The sequence below is a fragment of the Paraburkholderia largidicola genome (assembly GCF_013426895.1).
GTDB classification, from domain to species: Bacteria; Pseudomonadota; Gammaproteobacteria; order Burkholderiales; family Burkholderiaceae; genus Paraburkholderia; species Paraburkholderia largidicola.
The window spans coordinates 276,485-291,708 of the sequence record NZ_AP023177.1; the positions used below are offsets into that span (position 1 = coordinate 276,485).

General features: G+C 58.2%; 14 protein-coding genes and 3 pseudogenes. 13 read left to right on the forward strand and 4 right to left on the reverse strand.

Features of this window, described 5'->3' with window-relative positions:
* Positions 1-32 precede the first annotated feature (32 nt).
* Both PPGU16_RS40500 and PPGU16_RS40505 read right to left on the reverse strand, forming a co-directional pair.
* Complete coding sequence (locus PPGU16_RS40500) at positions 33-1,121, reverse strand: alkene reductase (RefSeq protein WP_180727684.1); 1,089 nt, start codon at positions 1,119-1,121, stop codon at positions 33-35.
* Between the two features lie 59 nt (positions 1,122-1,180).
* Positions 1,181-1,738, reverse strand: coding sequence for a carboxymuconolactone decarboxylase family protein (locus PPGU16_RS40505; RefSeq protein WP_180727685.1), 558 nt, complete (start codon positions 1,736-1,738; stop codon positions 1,181-1,183).
* Between the two features lie 112 nt (positions 1,739-1,850).
* Between PPGU16_RS40505 and PPGU16_RS40510 the strand changes: the two genes are divergently transcribed.
* Positions 1,851-2,489: a TetR/AcrR family transcriptional regulator gene (locus PPGU16_RS40510; RefSeq protein WP_180727686.1), complete on the forward strand. Its 639-nt coding sequence runs from the start codon at positions 1,851-1,853 to the stop codon at positions 2,487-2,489.
* Between the two features lie 261 nt (positions 2,490-2,750).
* Here PPGU16_RS40510 and PPGU16_RS43320 read toward each other — a convergent pair.
* A pseudogene (locus tag PPGU16_RS43320) lies at positions 2,751-2,873 on the reverse strand (transposase domain-containing protein); the annotation flags it as partial.
* A 725-nt stretch (positions 2,874-3,598) separates the two neighbouring features.
* On the opposite strand from PPGU16_RS43320, the gene PPGU16_RS40520 reads away from it, so the two are divergent.
* Positions 3,599-4,525, forward strand: coding sequence for a LysR family transcriptional regulator (locus PPGU16_RS40520; protein WP_345961206.1), 927 nt, complete (start codon positions 3,599-3,601; stop codon positions 4,523-4,525).
* A gap of 780 nt (positions 4,526-5,305) precedes the next feature.
* Positions 5,306-6,289, forward strand: coding sequence for a lactonase family protein (locus tag PPGU16_RS40525; protein ID WP_180727688.1), 984 nt, complete (start codon positions 5,306-5,308; stop codon positions 6,287-6,289).
* Positions 6,290-6,554: 265 nt separating this feature from the next.
* Here PPGU16_RS40525 and PPGU16_RS40530 read toward each other — a convergent pair whose 3' ends face one another.
* Positions 6,555-7,148, reverse strand: coding sequence for a TetR/AcrR family transcriptional regulator (locus PPGU16_RS40530; RefSeq protein WP_180727689.1), 594 nt, complete (start codon positions 7,146-7,148; stop codon positions 6,555-6,557).
* Between the two features lie 177 nt (positions 7,149-7,325).
* On the opposite strand from PPGU16_RS40530, the pseudogene PPGU16_RS40535 reads away from it, so the two are divergent.
* From PPGU16_RS40535 to PPGU16_RS42970, 10 genes and pseudogenes are all read left to right on the forward strand, one after another.
* A pseudogene (locus tag PPGU16_RS40535) lies at positions 7,326-8,035 on the forward strand (glutathione S-transferase N-terminal domain-containing protein).
* A 58-nt stretch (positions 8,036-8,093) separates the two neighbouring features.
* On the forward strand, positions 8,094-8,900 hold the full coding sequence (locus PPGU16_RS40540) for an SDR family NAD(P)-dependent oxidoreductase (RefSeq protein WP_180727690.1): 807 nt from the start codon (positions 8,094-8,096) through the stop codon (positions 8,898-8,900).
* Positions 8,901-8,937: 37 nt separating this feature from the next.
* On the forward strand, positions 8,938-9,462 hold the full coding sequence (locus PPGU16_RS40545; RefSeq protein ID WP_243460831.1) for a sigma-70 family RNA polymerase sigma factor: 525 nt from the start codon (positions 8,938-8,940) through the stop codon (positions 9,460-9,462).
* Complete coding sequence (locus PPGU16_RS40550) at positions 9,459-10,100, forward strand: DUF1109 domain-containing protein (RefSeq protein WP_180727691.1); 642 nt, start codon at positions 9,459-9,461, stop codon at positions 10,098-10,100. Before PPGU16_RS40545 ends, PPGU16_RS40550 begins: the two co-directional genes overlap by 4 nt.
* A 156-nt stretch (positions 10,101-10,256) precedes the next feature.
* Positions 10,257-10,568, forward strand: a complete 312-nt coding sequence (locus PPGU16_RS40555; RefSeq protein ID WP_180727692.1) for a BufA1 family periplasmic bufferin-type metallophore — start codon at positions 10,257-10,259, stop codon at positions 10,566-10,568.
* A 53-nt stretch (positions 10,569-10,621) separates the two neighbouring features.
* On the forward strand, positions 10,622-11,524 hold the full coding sequence (bufB, locus tag PPGU16_RS40560) for an MNIO family bufferin maturase (RefSeq protein WP_180727730.1): 903 nt from the start codon (positions 10,622-10,624) through the stop codon (positions 11,522-11,524).
* Entirely contained in the window at positions 11,514-12,293 is a 780-nt protein-coding gene (locus PPGU16_RS40565; protein ID WP_180727693.1) for an HvfC/BufC N-terminal domain-containing protein, read from the forward strand. The genes bufB and PPGU16_RS40565 overlap by 11 nt, the downstream gene beginning before the upstream one ends.
* Positions 12,294-12,384: 91 nt before the next feature.
* Positions 12,385-13,026 (forward strand): DUF1109 domain-containing protein, encoded by a 642-nt coding sequence (locus tag PPGU16_RS40570; protein ID WP_180727694.1) that lies wholly within the window; start codon positions 12,385-12,387, stop codon positions 13,024-13,026.
* Between the two features lie 120 nt (positions 13,027-13,146).
* Positions 13,147-14,739, forward strand: a complete 1,593-nt coding sequence (locus tag PPGU16_RS40575; protein ID WP_180727695.1) for a methyl-accepting chemotaxis protein — start codon at positions 13,147-13,149, stop codon at positions 14,737-14,739.
* Between the two features lie 50 nt (positions 14,740-14,789).
* Positions 14,790-14,897 (forward strand): annotated as a pseudogene (locus PPGU16_RS42970) (IS6 family transposase); the annotation flags it as partial.
* Positions 14,898-15,224: the final 327 nt, after the last annotated feature.

Genomic DNA, 15,224 nt, shown 5'->3' on the forward strand with positions numbered 1-15,224 from the left:
GCAGTCACGGGTGACCGCCTCCATATTGAGGATCACGGGGCCCTTGCTCCGCTCATGACCCACTCCGGATAGTCGATATAGCCGCGTTCGTCGCCACCGTAAAAGCTTCCGGTATCGGGCTCGTTCAACGGTCCGCGACGACTTAACCGCTTGGGAAGATCGGGGTTCGCGAGGAAGAGCCGGCCATAGGCCACGGCATCGGCAGATCCGTCAGAGACCGCGCGCTCGCCCCGCTCAGCATCGTATCCTCCGTTGGCGACATAGGTCCCCTTCCATGTCGAGCGCAAGCGTCGGAAGAAGTCTGCCTTGAGATCGACCGGGATGGCGTCTTCCACGACGTGCAGATATCCGGGCCGATGCCTGTTGAGCACGTCCACAACGCACGCGAACGTTTCCTCTGGATTTGCATCACCCATGTCGTTGAAGGTGCCGAGTGGAGAAATACGCACCCCAACGCGACCCGGATCCCAGACGTTCAAGACGGCCTCGACGACTTCATCGAGAAAGCGCACCCGGTTCGCAGCACTGCCGCCATAGTTGTCGGTGCGGAGGTTCGAATTCGACCGGAGGAATTGGTCAATCAGGTAGCCATTGGCCGCGTGGATCTCCACGCCGTCGAAGCCGGCAGCTTTGGCATTGGACGCGGCGCGCCCGTAATCCTTGATCGTGTCCCGTATCTCCTTCAGGCTAAGTGATCGGGGCTCCGAGACATCGACAAATCCTGTCTCAACGACTGTCTGCGCGCGAGCCGTAATCGCGGAAGGCGCCACCGGCGAAGCGTTTCCCGGCAACAGGCTGCGGTGAGAGATTCGGCCCACATGCCACAGCTGAAGGAAGATTCGGCCGCCCGACTGGTGCACCGCATCGACGACCGACTTCCAGCCAGCGATCTGTTCGTTCGAATGAATGCCAGGGGTGTTGATGTAGCCCTTTCCCATAGGCGAGATTTGCGTAGCCTCCGAGACAATGAGCCCGGCCGATGCACGCTGGCTGTAATACCTGGATGCCCACTGGCCGGGTACCCCGTTTGGCATAGCGCGATTTCGGGTCAATGGCGCCATGAAGACACGATTGCCGAGTTTCATGTCGCCCATAACTATGGGGTCGTAAAGGTCTGTCATCCAGCGATCCTTTAATGAGCCGTACCTGTGTTGATCCGCGTGCAACATGGAACGTTGAATCACGCCTCCGCTTTAAATGCGGAATCAATCTCTACCGGGGAAAGGTGGTGGGTATAGTTGCTCATGGTCTTGAGGGCGACCCCGATAATCACTTCGCCAATCTGATCGTTACGGTATCCGGCGTTCAGGAACGACTCGATGGTTGCTGTGGCAACGCGACCCCGAGCAAGCACAAGTTCGCGCGTGAGATTGACCAAAGCGTTGAGCTTCGCGTCGGCGAGAGGCTGCTGCGATCGCACCGCAGCAACGACGGCAGCGGGCACCTTGAGCATGCCCTTCGCGACAGTGCTGTGGGCAGCGGTGCAGTAGCCGCACTCGTTGACGACACTCGCGGTCAGCAGCACCAGCTGTCGTTCTGCGGGACTCAACGTGCCTTTGCTATAAGTCGCATCAAGGCCCAGATATCCCTCAAGCAGCACCGGAGAATTCGAGAAGACGGCGAACAGATTTGGGACGAATCCAAAACCCTTCTTTACCTTTTCTATAAACGGGCGAGACCCGGTGGGGATCTGGTCGTCCCGAAGCTTGGGAAAAACTGGGGTGGTCGAGATGCTCATGACTTGGCCTTTGAACAAGTAAGGTGCAGGGTTGAACTGAAATGGACTAACAAGTCCACTTTGCCAGGATAAAACTGGACTGTCCAGTCCATTCGTGCTAGAAAGCTGCTTCATGAAGAAGACATCAGCCAGCGCGCAAAAGACGTACACATCCCGGGGTGCCGTGACCCGGCAGCGAATCGTGGATGCGACGACGAGCCTCACCTACGCGAAGGGCGTAGAAACTACGAGCCTCGACGATGTGTGTGCGACGGCTGGCGTGAGCAAATCCCAGCTCTATCACTATTTCGCAGATAAGGACGCGCTTGTTCGCGAAGTCGTTTCCGCGCAGGTGGCCCGCGTGATGGCGGCGCAAGGGACCGCACTTACGCAACTCGACTCCCTCGCGGCATTGCGTCGCTGGTGCGATTGCATCCTGGCGCTGAATCGAGAAGCGGGCATCAATGGCGGGTGCCCGATCGGATCTCTGGCAAATGAACTGGCCAATCAATCCGAGCAAGCTCGTGCACTGCTTGTCGCCGGCTTCAATACATGGGAGGACCGCCTGGCCGCAGGCTTTGCGACTATGCAAGCGAATGGCGAGCTGGAGAGCACGGCCGTTCCCAGGGAGCTGGCGATCGGCGTGTTGTGCGCCGTTCAAGGAGGTCTGCTTCTCGCCAAGACTTCGCGCAGTCAAAAACCGCTCGAGATTGCTCTCAATATGGCGTTCGATCATGTGGCCAACTACAAGGCCGTGAGGCGACGCTGTTAGCCGAGGGCGAATGACGATATCACTGGCCTCATCCGTCACTTAAGTGAACTCGCTGTTCGCGCGGGTCAATTGTTCGCAGACTTGAAGGCGAGTCAGTCTAGCCGATTGATGGGCCGCGCTGCCGTCCGACTCCCCAGGAAATGCTGCCGCCGTGCACTGTCGCGGCGAGCTGTTGAACCAACCGCTGTTCGATCATAAGCGGCTCACCTGGGCCGTTGGTACAAGCGCGCGCGCCTGGGGCATGATGACCCCAGGTGGCGGCTAGATAGCTTGATGCGATGGGCCGGGGGGTGCGTGCAACTTGTCAGCCACACGCCATGGTAAGAGCTCGTCGATGCCAGAGATTTTGTGGTCAGCGATTCGCGCCAACACATAGTTGAGGTACCTGTGAGTCCCTGCAGGCTGATTTTCGATGGCGTGTTGGCAGGCTGTTCGCCAATCTTCGTCAACGTGCCGCTTGTGCCGATCAAATACGCGACGATCTTGTCGTCGCAGGCGTAGTCCTGGTAGAAATACTTCCCGTCAGGGCTCGCCCACGAGTCACTCGCGAAGCTCGTCGCTACTTCGCTCACCGAGTGGATCCGGTTACACGGCGAGCGAATTATTTTTCGCCAGGAGGCTGCGCCGACATCGCGCTTATGGGCAGTTCCGAGCCTGTCGCCCGATCTGGACGTTTGCGGCGAGACAAAATTTTTCAACTACTGTAACCAGTCGCGACGATGCGGCGAATTGGCATATAGGCGCGCGATAAATGGTCGAGCGTTCGAGCATGTCATTCCCGCCCGGAATCAATCGAAGATACTGAGCAACGGCCCGGTATTAGTACCGCCCTCAATCGGTCAGCATGATGAGAGCCGATTGCCGGTCACGCCGGCTCAGGCATCGTGCCTCGTCAGAGAGGCCGTACCTGATTGGTGAATCAAGGTTAAGTCAGGTTGCAGTTAGCTTACGAGGTAAAGCATGCTGGTTACCTCGTATCCATATGAGGTTTGTGGCACGGGAGATAAGCTCGTTTCAGAACATCGTCTCTGCCTCATCAGTGGCACGTATCGGTCCGCAAACAGTATCGGGTCTATTTAAAACTGACGCTCATGCGCACGTATCGGAACTTGAATCGACTAGCCTATTATGCCGCCGTGGTCGATGCAGGCTCGTTCACGGCTGCAGCTGAACGGCTTGGAATTACTAAAGCGGTGGTAAGCCAGCAAGTCGCGAAACTTGAACAGGAAGTCGGAACAACGCTCCTTGTCCGCACCTCAAGAACGGTACATCCAACGGAAGCGGGATTCGCTTTCCATGCTCGCTGCGCCACGATCCTAAAGGAGTCGGAAGACGCATTTAACGAGCTTGCCGACTCCTCAGCAGCACCGACTGGCGCGCTACGGGTCACGGCGCCGACCGATTATGGAACCTTGGTTGTTGTCTTCGCACTCACCGAGTTCACGCGGCGTTATCCAGCTTGTGAGGCAACGTTGATACTCACAGACAAACACCTGGATATCGTCTCAGATCAGATAGATGTTGCAGTCCGTCTTGGTCGGCTGCCCGATTCCGGCCTTCGGTCCAGGAAAATCGCATCGACTCGGCAACTGCTTGTTTGTGGATCAACGCTTGCGAGCGTAGTGTCGATAATCAAAGAGCCAGAAGAAGTCCAAAATTTTCCATTCGTGGCCCATGCGGCAATACGCGATCCGTTGCGTTTGAGCTTTTCGCGTGGAGAAAACGAGCAACGATTCGTTCAGGCAACTTCGACCCTAGCTATTGACTCAACGCCCGCGGTTCACGCAGCGGTTTTAGCCGGCGCCGGACTTTCGGTGCTGCCAGATTTCGTTGTCGCCGCTGATCTTGCTGCCGGACGGCTCGTGCATGTCTTGCCAGGTTGGTCGTTGCCCTGGGGTGGAGTCCACGCTGTATTTCCGGCAGCACGCTTCCGGTCCGCAAAAGTACGAGCCTTTATCCATCTGTTAACCAAGGCTGAGGACATTCGTCAGTTGCGCGCTTCCGCTCCGGAACCCCAGCCTCTCAGGACGGCCTAGGCGGAGTCCTTACCACGCGTTCGAATAAGCGACTGCCGGATTCGATCCATACGCGGAACACTGCCGTCAGTAAAACATACGGTGCGTTACCTTTGGTGCTCTATCGAACACCAGCCAACTTTCACAACTAGACAGAGTGGTTCTCGCACTTCGCGCCTTTAGGGAGTGAAAACTGCGACCACAGATTGTAGCTACCCACCAGCTTTCGCCTCGGAACTCACCGAAGAAGCGGTGTTATCCACGCCTGTTGATGGGTTGACAGCAACTTCCTGGAAAATCATCCCGATTCAAATATCGCGCCCGAATCTTCTGTGCATCTGCCGAAGCATCGAAGAGTGATCTCGACAGCTAACCATAAAGTCGACGTAGGCGTCGAATACGGATGTGGCTCGCCATCGTTAGTCAATGACATACGGTGCGTCGCTTTTAATGCTCTATCGTCAGGCAAAGGAAGCGCGTAATCTCGGCGCTGCGAAGAACGTTTCGGACTCAAGCGCCTACGTAAGCTATTTACTCAATGCGATTCGCGGACGGCCGAAGGCTCCTTGTCGTTGATCCCGTAACAGGTAATCGCGTTGTACGACCAACTGCCCCGCGCCCCCCATGCTTTTGCCGTCCATAAGGATGTCCATTAAAAGAGGAGAGTTAGTTATGCGATATGCTAGCTTAATACGGTCACAGGCTGTCTGCGGACTTGCCGCCGCGATTGGTTTCGCTCTCACAGTCAATCTGGCTCAAGCTGCCGAGCCTGACGGTAGCTCAACCGGTGCCGTCTATGTCATGTCCAATCAGGCTACTGGGAATTCAGTCCTTGCTTACAGTAGAGATGCCAATGGAACACTAACCTACGTTGGCACCTATGCGACTGGAGGCAAGGGCGCTGGAACAGGCGCCGACCCACTGGGCTCGCAAGGTTCACTAACACTTGGATCAGGCTTTTTGTTCGCCGTCAACGCGGGCAGCAATGATGTGTCGATGTTCGCGATCGACGGCACGAAACTCACATTACTCGACCGAAAACCGTCAGGCGGCCAGATGCCAGTGAGCATTACTGCCAAGGGCTTCGTCGCATACGTGGTAAATGCAGGCGGCACGCCGGATATCAGTGGTTTTGTTATCGATCCAATCGGCAAGCGCCTGATTCCGCTCCCGGGTTCCCAGCGACCACTCGCTGGCGGAAGTGCCGCGCAGCCGGCGCAGGTACGGTTTGCTCCGGACGACGACGAACTGTTGGTTACTGAAAAAGGCACACAGCTAATCGATAGTTGGCGAATCAATCCGCTTGGCTATGCGTCTGGGGTAACTCGGACCGCATCGAGCGGAGTGACGCCATTTGGCTTCTCAGTTACCAACCGTGGCTTTGCAATAGTTTCTGAGGCTGGCTCCGGCGCTGTGTCGTCATATGAAACGCACGAGGCGGGCCCTCTTGAATCATTGAGCCGCTCAATAACGCTTGGCCAAACAGCACCGTGCTGGCTCGTGACGACAGGAGACGGTCGATACGCTTACACGGCCAACGCAGGAAGCGGGACAATCAGTAGCCTAGCGATCGCGTCGGACGGCCGGGTACGAGTGCTCAATCCGGCGGCGGGCGTCGTCCCTGCACCGCTAGATCTCGCACTGAGTCGCAACGGCCGTTTTCTCTACGTTCGTGAAGGAGCCGGTGCAGTGAGTGGGTTTCGCGTCGCTCCGGACGGTAGTCTGAGTTCGGTTGGAACGGTAACGGGTGTGCCGGCCGGAGCACAGGGCATTGCCGCCCAGTAGAGGTGGGAGAATCCTCGCGGCTTTACACCGCGAGGTAGCAGGTACAATCTTCGAAGCTAGATTGCCGTGTTGCCGCGACGTTTCTTTTGCCATGCGATAACTACTCCGCGCATGTCAGAATAATCGACTGTCGGATAACTAGTTCTGGCGCAAGCAGCTTGTTGTTGAACACCGCCAGAGAGACGGTGTCGCATGGTCGTCAGTGCGGAGCCACTGCTCAGGCTACTCATCTTTTCGGTCGATGATCCGCCTCGGTGCCCGAAGGTCAATTGATATTGGGTTCAAGAAGCGCCAGCACCGGTCGCACAACTCCCTCCAGAAGCGCACGCTCCGGTCTTACCCGGGCAAGTACCCGTATGCCAAGGTGTGCTCCCAGCAGCAACCGGGCAAGATCGTCAGCGGGCTGTGCAGTCGATATTTCGCCAGCCCGCTGACCGGCGCGCACGCAACGCAAGAAGAACGCTTCGACCTCCATTAGGACATTTGTGATCATCCCCTGAAAATCGGCGTCGTGTGGTGCAACCTCAAGCGCCGAATTTACCAGCAGGCATCCCTTACGGTCCCTGTCGCGGACCGACCGCTCGACAATCTCCCGGAAGAATGCCTTGATGGCTTCCAACGGCGGCAGGCTTCGCTCGAATCTCGATACCCGGTCTCCAAAGCTTCTTTCAATGTAATGTGCCAGCGCTCGTTCAAACAGCGACCGTTTGTCCCCGAACGCGTTGAACAGACTTGCTCCCGTAATTCCCATCCCCTGCGCGAGATCCCGGACGGAAGTAGCTGTATAGCCATAGATCCAGAACTGGAGGGCGGCTGCATCAAGGACCGCATTTTCATCAAACTCCCGTGGTCGGGCCATGTCAACTCCTGCGATCGCGTAGCGTCTTGCCGATCGGCATTGCATCGTCACACGCGTTGCGATATTCTAAATCAATCGATCTAAAATTGCCTTGCGGCGGTAGCAGACCGCCCCGGGGGTCCTACGAAAGCCATCACGCAGGCATCAGGCCGTCTGAACGCAGCGCACCATAACATCATGATCGATTTCTATTTTCACCCTACGCCCAACCCTCCAAAGGTTGCCCTGATGCTTGAAGAAACTGGCCTTGAGCATGAACTGCGGCCCGTTAACACCAAGAAGGGCGAACAGCATCTCGACGCTTTCCTGAAAGTCAACCCGAACGGCAATGTTCCAGCAATCGTCGACAGGGCCAGGCCAGCCGGTAGGGAAACGAGGATGTTGGATTCCAGTGCCATTCTGCTTTATCTGGCTGAGGAGACTGGACAATATCTCGACGCCGCAACTGATTGTCCCGAACTGCTCTCCTGGCTCTTTTTAGTCAGTTCAGGTGTCGGACCTTCCTCGGGTCAGTCGGTACATTTGCAGCACGCGGCACCGAAGAAGCTGCCGTATGCGATCGGCCGGTTCCGCCGTGAAGCAGAGCGGCACAATCGCGTACTCGACGAGCAGCTCGCAGGCCGCGAGTGTCTCGTCGGAGAAAGCTATACGATCGCCGACATGTCCGCATGGGGTTGGATAGCACGCGCCGCTTTCGTCCGACCCGGCATTGATGATCCGTTGGCGCCATTCGCCAATCTCGGCGCTGGTTCACTGAAATCGACGCCCGCTTGGCTGCGGTTGGGACCGGACAGACGTTCAAGCAGGAGATGGATGAGGCGGCGCGGCACGCCCTCTTCCCGTCCAACCGCCCGGTCACAGGACGCACGGGATTGCAGAGAGTTTAATACCTTGCGATAGACGTTCTGAAGCGCCAGAGCTCGAGTCAAACGAGGAACATGAGGAATGGAAATCAGGAACAGGCGGGTGTTGATTACGGGTGGCTCCAGTGGGATCGGTCTGGCGCTCGCTCACATTCTGGGCTTGAAAGGCGCGCGCGTGGCGATCGGCGGTCGCCGAACTGACAAACTCGATGATGCCATTGCGAGCTTGCGGGTGTCAGGCATTACAGCGAAAGCCATCGTGGCGGACGTTGCAACGGAATCAGGCCGTACCGCGACGATCGAAGAAGTGCTCAAAACGCTCGGCGGCGTTGACGTACTGGTCAACAATGCTGGCGGGGTAAGGGCCGGCAGGCTCGAGAACACTACTGAGTCTGAAATCCAGGCGATGATCGAAGTCGATCTTGTTGCTCCCATTTTTCTTACGAGGGCGCTCCTGCCAAGCCTGCGTGAAAGCGGCGAAAGCGCCGTCGTGAACGTCGCCTCGGGAATCGCGTTGATCGGCATGCCGTTCTATACGACCTACGCGGCAGTCAAGGCAGGACTCGCGCATTTTGGTGAGGCGTTGCGACGCGAACTTTCAGGAGAGGGAATCCACGTCCTGACGGTGTACCCCGGGGCGACGGAGACACCTATGATGCGGAGTTCGCGAGCCGGGGCTGAACTGGGCTTCGTACGTGAGCCGGCAATAGCCGTTGCCGATGCGATCTGCTCGGGGCTTGAACAAAACGCCTTCGAGGTCATCCGGGGCGGTGAGGCGCGCACGCAGATGATCGCCCTGAACCGCAACGATCCTGCCGCACTCGACCGACGCTTTGCCGGCATGAAAGCCGCGCTTGAAGAAGCGGTTCGGGATCACTCTGCTCTTTGAGCCAAGGGACAAAACTGTGTATTCCGCAGAGCAGCGTCTGAAGACATTGTTTGTCGCGGGCCTCGCGGGCAATGCATCCGAATATCGCTCGTTCCTGTCCGAACTGACGCGTCACCTGCGAGGCTATCTTCGCAAGCGGATTCCACAACTCCACGACGACGTCGAGGATCTCGTTCAGGACATCCTGCTTGCCGTGCACAATGCGCGTCATACATACCGCCCGGATGAACCTCTCACCGCGTGGGTCCACGCGATCGCGCGTTATAAGCTGATGGATTTCTTCAGGACCCGTGCGCGACGCGAGTCGTTGCACGAACCGCTTGATGAGCACGACGACATTTTCGCCGAATCCGACGACGAGCCGGCGGATGCCCGTCGCGATGTCGGGAAACTCCTTGGTCACCTACCGGACAAACAGAGGCTCTCGATCCTGCACGTCAAGTTGCAGGGACTTTCGGTTGCAGAGGCCGCCCAGTTGACAGGGCTATCGGAGTCGGCCGTCAAGGTCAGTATTCACAGGGGACTCAAGGCTCTGGCCGCACACGTCCGGAGAATCGCATGAGAACAGATGATCTTGTCGGATTGCTCTCGACCGGCATAACACCTTTGCGAAGAGGCACCGCAGCCCGTCGCTTCGGCATCTCACTGCCTATCGCCACGCTTGGCGCAACGGCATTAATGGCTATGGTGTTTGGCGTTCGCCCCGATCTGGCCGCCGTCGCCAAGACCCCGATCTTCTGGGAGAAGCTCGCGTTCCCACTATGCCTCGCAATCGGTGCCCTGATTGCGACCGTTCGGCTGGCGCGCCCCGGCGCCAAGGTTGGAGCCGGATGGCCCTTCATGACGACTCCGGTGCTAGTCGTCTGGATCGCTGCAGTCGTGACTGTCGTCACCGCGGCGCCGGAAGACCGGCTGCCTGCGCTACTCGGGCACTCGTGGCGGTCATGTCCGTTCAATATTCTTCTGCTCGCCGTTCCAGGCTTCATCGCCGTATTCTGGGCCGTCAAAGGTCTGGCACCCACGAGCCCACGGCTTGCGGGCGCTGCCTGCGGGCTGCTCGCGAGTTCGATCGCCACAGTCGCGTACTGCTTTCATTGTCCTGAGATGAGTCCGGCGTTCTGGAGCGTTTGGTATGTGGCTGGCATGTTGCTCCCAGCCGCGTTCGGGGCGGTGCTTGGTCCCAAACTCCTTCGCTGGTGAACAACGCTCTGACAATCCGGGCGGCAGTCCTCTGATCAGATGGCTGATGTCGACCACCACAGAAAAAAACAAAACACCACTGTAACCAGACGTCTGTGACCCACGAATTAGATGACGTATCCATCACGGATACCTTCTAATCTCTGGAGAAATGCGATGTCCACAAAAGCCACTGTTAGTTCCACCCTGCTCGCTGGCGTCGTTGCGAGCCTGCTCGCATCAGTCGCCCATGCAGCACCGCTCACAAAAGCGGAAGAAGGCGCAGCCATTGCGGCCCACAAGGAAAAGTGCTACGGCGTCGCACTGAAGGGGCAGAACGATTGCGCCGCCGGTCCCGGCACGACGTGCCAGGGAACGTCGGCAATGGACTTCCAGGGTAACTCGTGGAAGTTCGTTCAAGGCGGCACCTGTACGAGCATCGAAGTGCCGGGCGGTGGCCATGGCTCGCTCACGCCAATAAAGTCCTGAACCTGCCAACGGCTCGATGAACGGGAGCGGCCATGAACGATACCTCAGGAACAATGGCGGTTTGCGACCCTGACTGTTCTAGTGGCGTGACGCGTCGCGCTCAAGCGCCTGTCGGAACGAGTTTCAAGCATGAACACCTGAGCGCGATTCTCGCGGACGGCCTGGAGGATGGCTTCTTCGAAGTTCACGCCGAGAACTATATGGGCGCCGGTGGCCCACCCCACCGGGCGCTTACGGCAATTCGCGAAGCCTACCCGCTCTCCCTTCACGGCGTGTGCATGTCGATCGGCGGACCAGGAGCACTGGACCTCTCGCATCTCGCGCGCTTTCGCGATCTGGTGACGCGCTATGAACCCATGCTGGTGTCCGAACACCTCGCGTGGTCATCACACGGCGGCACATTCTTCAACGACCTCCTGCCGTTGCCGTACACGCAAGCAACGCTCGAGCACGTATGCGAACACATCGATCAGGTCCAGGACGCGATCAAACGCCCCCTCCTTCTTGAGAATCCGTCGACCTATGTCGCGTTCGCATCCTCGACATTGAGCGAAACCGAATTCATCCGCGCAGTCGTTCAGCGTACCGGCTGCGGCCTGTTGCTGGACCTCAACAACGTCTTTGTTTCGGCGACCAATCACGGCTTTTCCGCCGAGGCGTATCTCGCCGGACTACCGCTTGAACAGGTGGGCGAATTGCACCTGGCCGGACATAGCGAGCAGCGCGACGACGAAAACGAACTGCTGCTCATCGATAGCCACGACTGCGCCATCTCCGATCCCGTCTGGCGTCTCTATCGGGATCTCGTTACGCGAATCGGCCCACGGCCTACGCTGATCGAATGGGACAGCAAGCTTCCCGCATGGCCGGTGCTGCGGGCTCAGGCTCTATCCGCGCGGCACATCATGGCGGAACAAGACGTGTCACTCGTCGAGGAGGTCAGCCATGCAGGCTGAACATCCTTCGGGCGGCCACGCCGCCGCGTTTGCACCGGGTTTGACGGACCCATCGATCACCGCGCCTGAGGACGTCACCGCCGGGCCGGGCAAGGGTGTGGTCAAGCGCTACAACGTTTATCGCAACAACGTCACGGTCAGCCTCATCGAGGCGCTGGCCGCCGTCTATCCTGCTATCCAGCGCATCACCGGAGCCGACTTCTTCAGGGCGATGGCCCGTTTCCATCTCCGCGCGACGCCTCCCACTTCGCCGCTGCTGTTCGAGTACGGACGGGACTTTCCCGCGTTCGTCGAATCCTACGAATATGCGCGCGAGATGCCCTGGCTTGCGGATATCGCGCGCATCGAGCGGGCGTGGCTGGATGCCTATCACGCAGCCGACCTGCCTGTGCTCGCCGCCGAGGCGCTAGCCGGGATCGAACCGGCGTCTCTTGCTGACGTCCGTTTCACGCCACACCCGGCCGTGCGAGTGGTGCGCTCACGCTATCCCGCCGTGGCCATCTTCGCGACCAACCGGAACGACGGTCCCATTACGCCGCTGCGCTCAAGCGAAGCGGAGGACGCACTCGTGACGCGACCCGAAGATGAGGTGCTGGTATCGCGCCTGCCGGCTGGCGGCGCGGCCTTCCTGACCCATCTTCTCGAAGGGGCATCACTGGGCGAAGCGGTCGCGGCGGCGTTTCAGGAGGCGCCCTCCTTCGACATCCAGGGCAATCTGGCAGGGATGCTTTCAGCCGGCGTATTTACCGGCATTCGGCACGGAGATTGACCAGGATGTCGGACCGTTTGCCCGGCAGCCGCTGCCCGTATCGCATCGCGTATCCGCTTTCAAAACGTTGCGGCATTCTTCGTTGGGCCACATGAGAACTTCAGATCTTATACTAAGGCTTACTAATACTCTTACACCGATTGAGTCGAATTTTGCTTCGAAGCGGCTCAATCGCGCGCTTAGCGTCGGCATGGCCAGCAGCGCGGCTTTGCTGGTAGTACTTTATGGCATCCGCAGCGACATGCCGGAATTGATACTGACGACGATGTTCTGGGTACGACTTGCGTTTCCGGTAACGACACTCATCGCTGCGATGAACCTCGCCGGACGGCTTGGACGGCCCGGTGCACCCGTCAGGCTGGCATGGTTAGCGGTCACACTGCCATTCATTATCATGTTGCTCGCTGCCACGTTCGTCGTATTCGCGACTCCGCCAGGTTATCGCCTGCAACTGATGTTAGGTACGACATGGCGTGTCACCACGGCGAATATTGTTCTGCTCTCTCTTCCATCGCTTGTCGCAGTGATGCACGCCTTGAAAGGACTGGCTCCCATCCACCCGATGTTGTCAGGTACAGGCGCCGGACTGCTCGCTGGCGCGCAAGGACTGCTCGTATATTCGCTTTACTGTTCAGAGATGTCCGTACCGTTCTGGGGTGTCTGGTACGTACTGGGCATCAGCATCACTGCCGGTATCGGTGCCCTGATTGGTCCGCTCTATTTGAGGTGGTAGTCCGGAAAGAGCACCAGGAGAAATCACGTCGCGGGAAAGCAGGTTTCCTGATCAACGCAGGTTGTCTGTGTTGATCGGACGCTGAGTCAACAGTCGCAACCTACATGCGAAGGAAAAGCCGTGAAAACCATTGGCAGTCTCAGGATAGGCGTTCGCCTTGGAATTGGATTTGGCGTGACGCTCGTTTTGCTATGTCTTGTAGGCGCTCTAGGCCTCGCCCAGACTTCCCGCATTTATGCTGGTACCCAAGATCTTGCAACCAATCTGCTTCCCAGTGTCCAGCGACTGGGCAATATACGGGCGCTGGCTGATGAAACGCGCCAGGCTTCCTTAAGTTATCTGATTGCAACCAGCTCTTCGGAACGTCAGTTTCAGCGGTCGAAACACGACGCAGCGCTAAATGAGTTATCGCGGGTGTGGCCACAGTACGAGGCGGTGGTCGGCTCGGCTGAAGAACTGCAATTGTCGAACCAGATCAAGGCAGCATGGAACACCTATCTCTCGCTGGACAAACGGCTGAACGAGCTTGCCGACAGCGGAGATGAGCATTTCGGTGACGCCCGGTCTTTCGCCGGGGGCGAGTCTTTGCGCGCGTTCACCAAAGTCACTGACCTCATTGCGCAGGACATCGCCCTGAATAGCCAGGGAGCGGAGGACTCCGGTACCGAGGCAGCGACCGCCTTCCACAGCGCGTTGCTTTTTACGTGCGTGCTGATCGGAATAGCCGTCGCATTGAGCCTGGTTGTTGCGTTCATCATCACTCGCTCCATCACAGCTCCGATCCGTACATCCGTGAAAATTGCCCAAACGGTCGCACAAGGCGACCTCACCTCGAAAATCGAAGTGCGCGGCAAGGACGAAACGAGCCAACTACTGCGCGCGCTCAAACACATGAACGAGAGACTCGCGGACCTGGTTGGAGAAGTACGATCCGGCAGCGATACGATTGCCACGGGCGCTGCGCAGATCGCGGCGGGCAATGCCGATCTGAGCCGGCGCACGGAAGAACAGGCTGCATCGATTGAGCAAACCGCCGCGAGCATGGAGGAGCTGACTTCCACCGTCAGGCAAAACACGGAAAGTGCCCGGCAAGGCAGCACGCTTGCGGCAAACGCGTCCGATATTGCGCAGCGTGGCGGCAATGTTGTGGGACGCGTGATCGAGACCATGCATGCAATATCGGACAGTTCGGCTAAGGTGAGCGATATTATCGCCGTGATCGAAGGTATCGCTTTCCAAACCAATATTCTCGCGCTCAACGCAGCAGTCGAGGCGGCACGTGCGGGCGGTCAGGGGCGCGGGTTTGCCGTTGTCGCGGCAGAAGTACGGACCCTTGCGCAACGAAGTGCCAGCGCCGCGAAAGAGATCAAGGAACTCATCACACATTCGGTTGACCGCGTAAAAGCCGGTTCAGATCTGGTGAACGAAGCAGGCACGACCATGGGCGAGGTAGTCCATGCGGTCAAGCGCGTCGCCGGCCTGATGGAAGAGATTACGACAGCCTCACTCGAACAGCATACGGGTATCGAACAGGTCAACACCGCCGTTGCCCAGATGGACCAGGTGACGCAGCAAAACGCCGCATTGGTTGAAGAAGCCTCAGCCGCGGCGCAATCGATGTCGGCCCAATCCGGCACGCTGCGCGAAGTCGTGTCAATTTTCAAGCTGGCAGCTGATCCTTTGAAGAGCGCCCCCTCCGATGCCCCGATCTGAAGCTGCTGCAGTACAAACATTCAAACCAGGCAAGAAGCGAGAGGCAGCGGAAACGCCATCTGCTGACCGCTTCGCTCTATCGCAAACACCTCCCCACCCGCTTCGCCGCGTGGCGCGAACCTACCAATGTAACCCAAATTCCGTCGACTGTTTTGTGAGCACTGTCCTTTACGCATCAACATCGACGAAGTTCCGTTAGTTCACAAAGCCCCCTGCGGGTTACACGTATAAGCTTCTTTAAGCACGGGATTTGACGCATCGAGCGCATTATTGATGCAAAAAAATCTCGCGGCGCATTTCCCTGCGGTTGCTGGCGGCCAACGATGGTACTGTCCATACCCTCTACGCACGCTGGAGGACGGGACACGCATAGCCGCGGCATTCCGCGTCGCAGGCTGCGGCTAACCAGCGTTTGACCGAGTTGTTCGAACATCAACGCACAGCGCGGAACGGCAGACGGACCGGTGCGTTTCGTGCCGACTGCC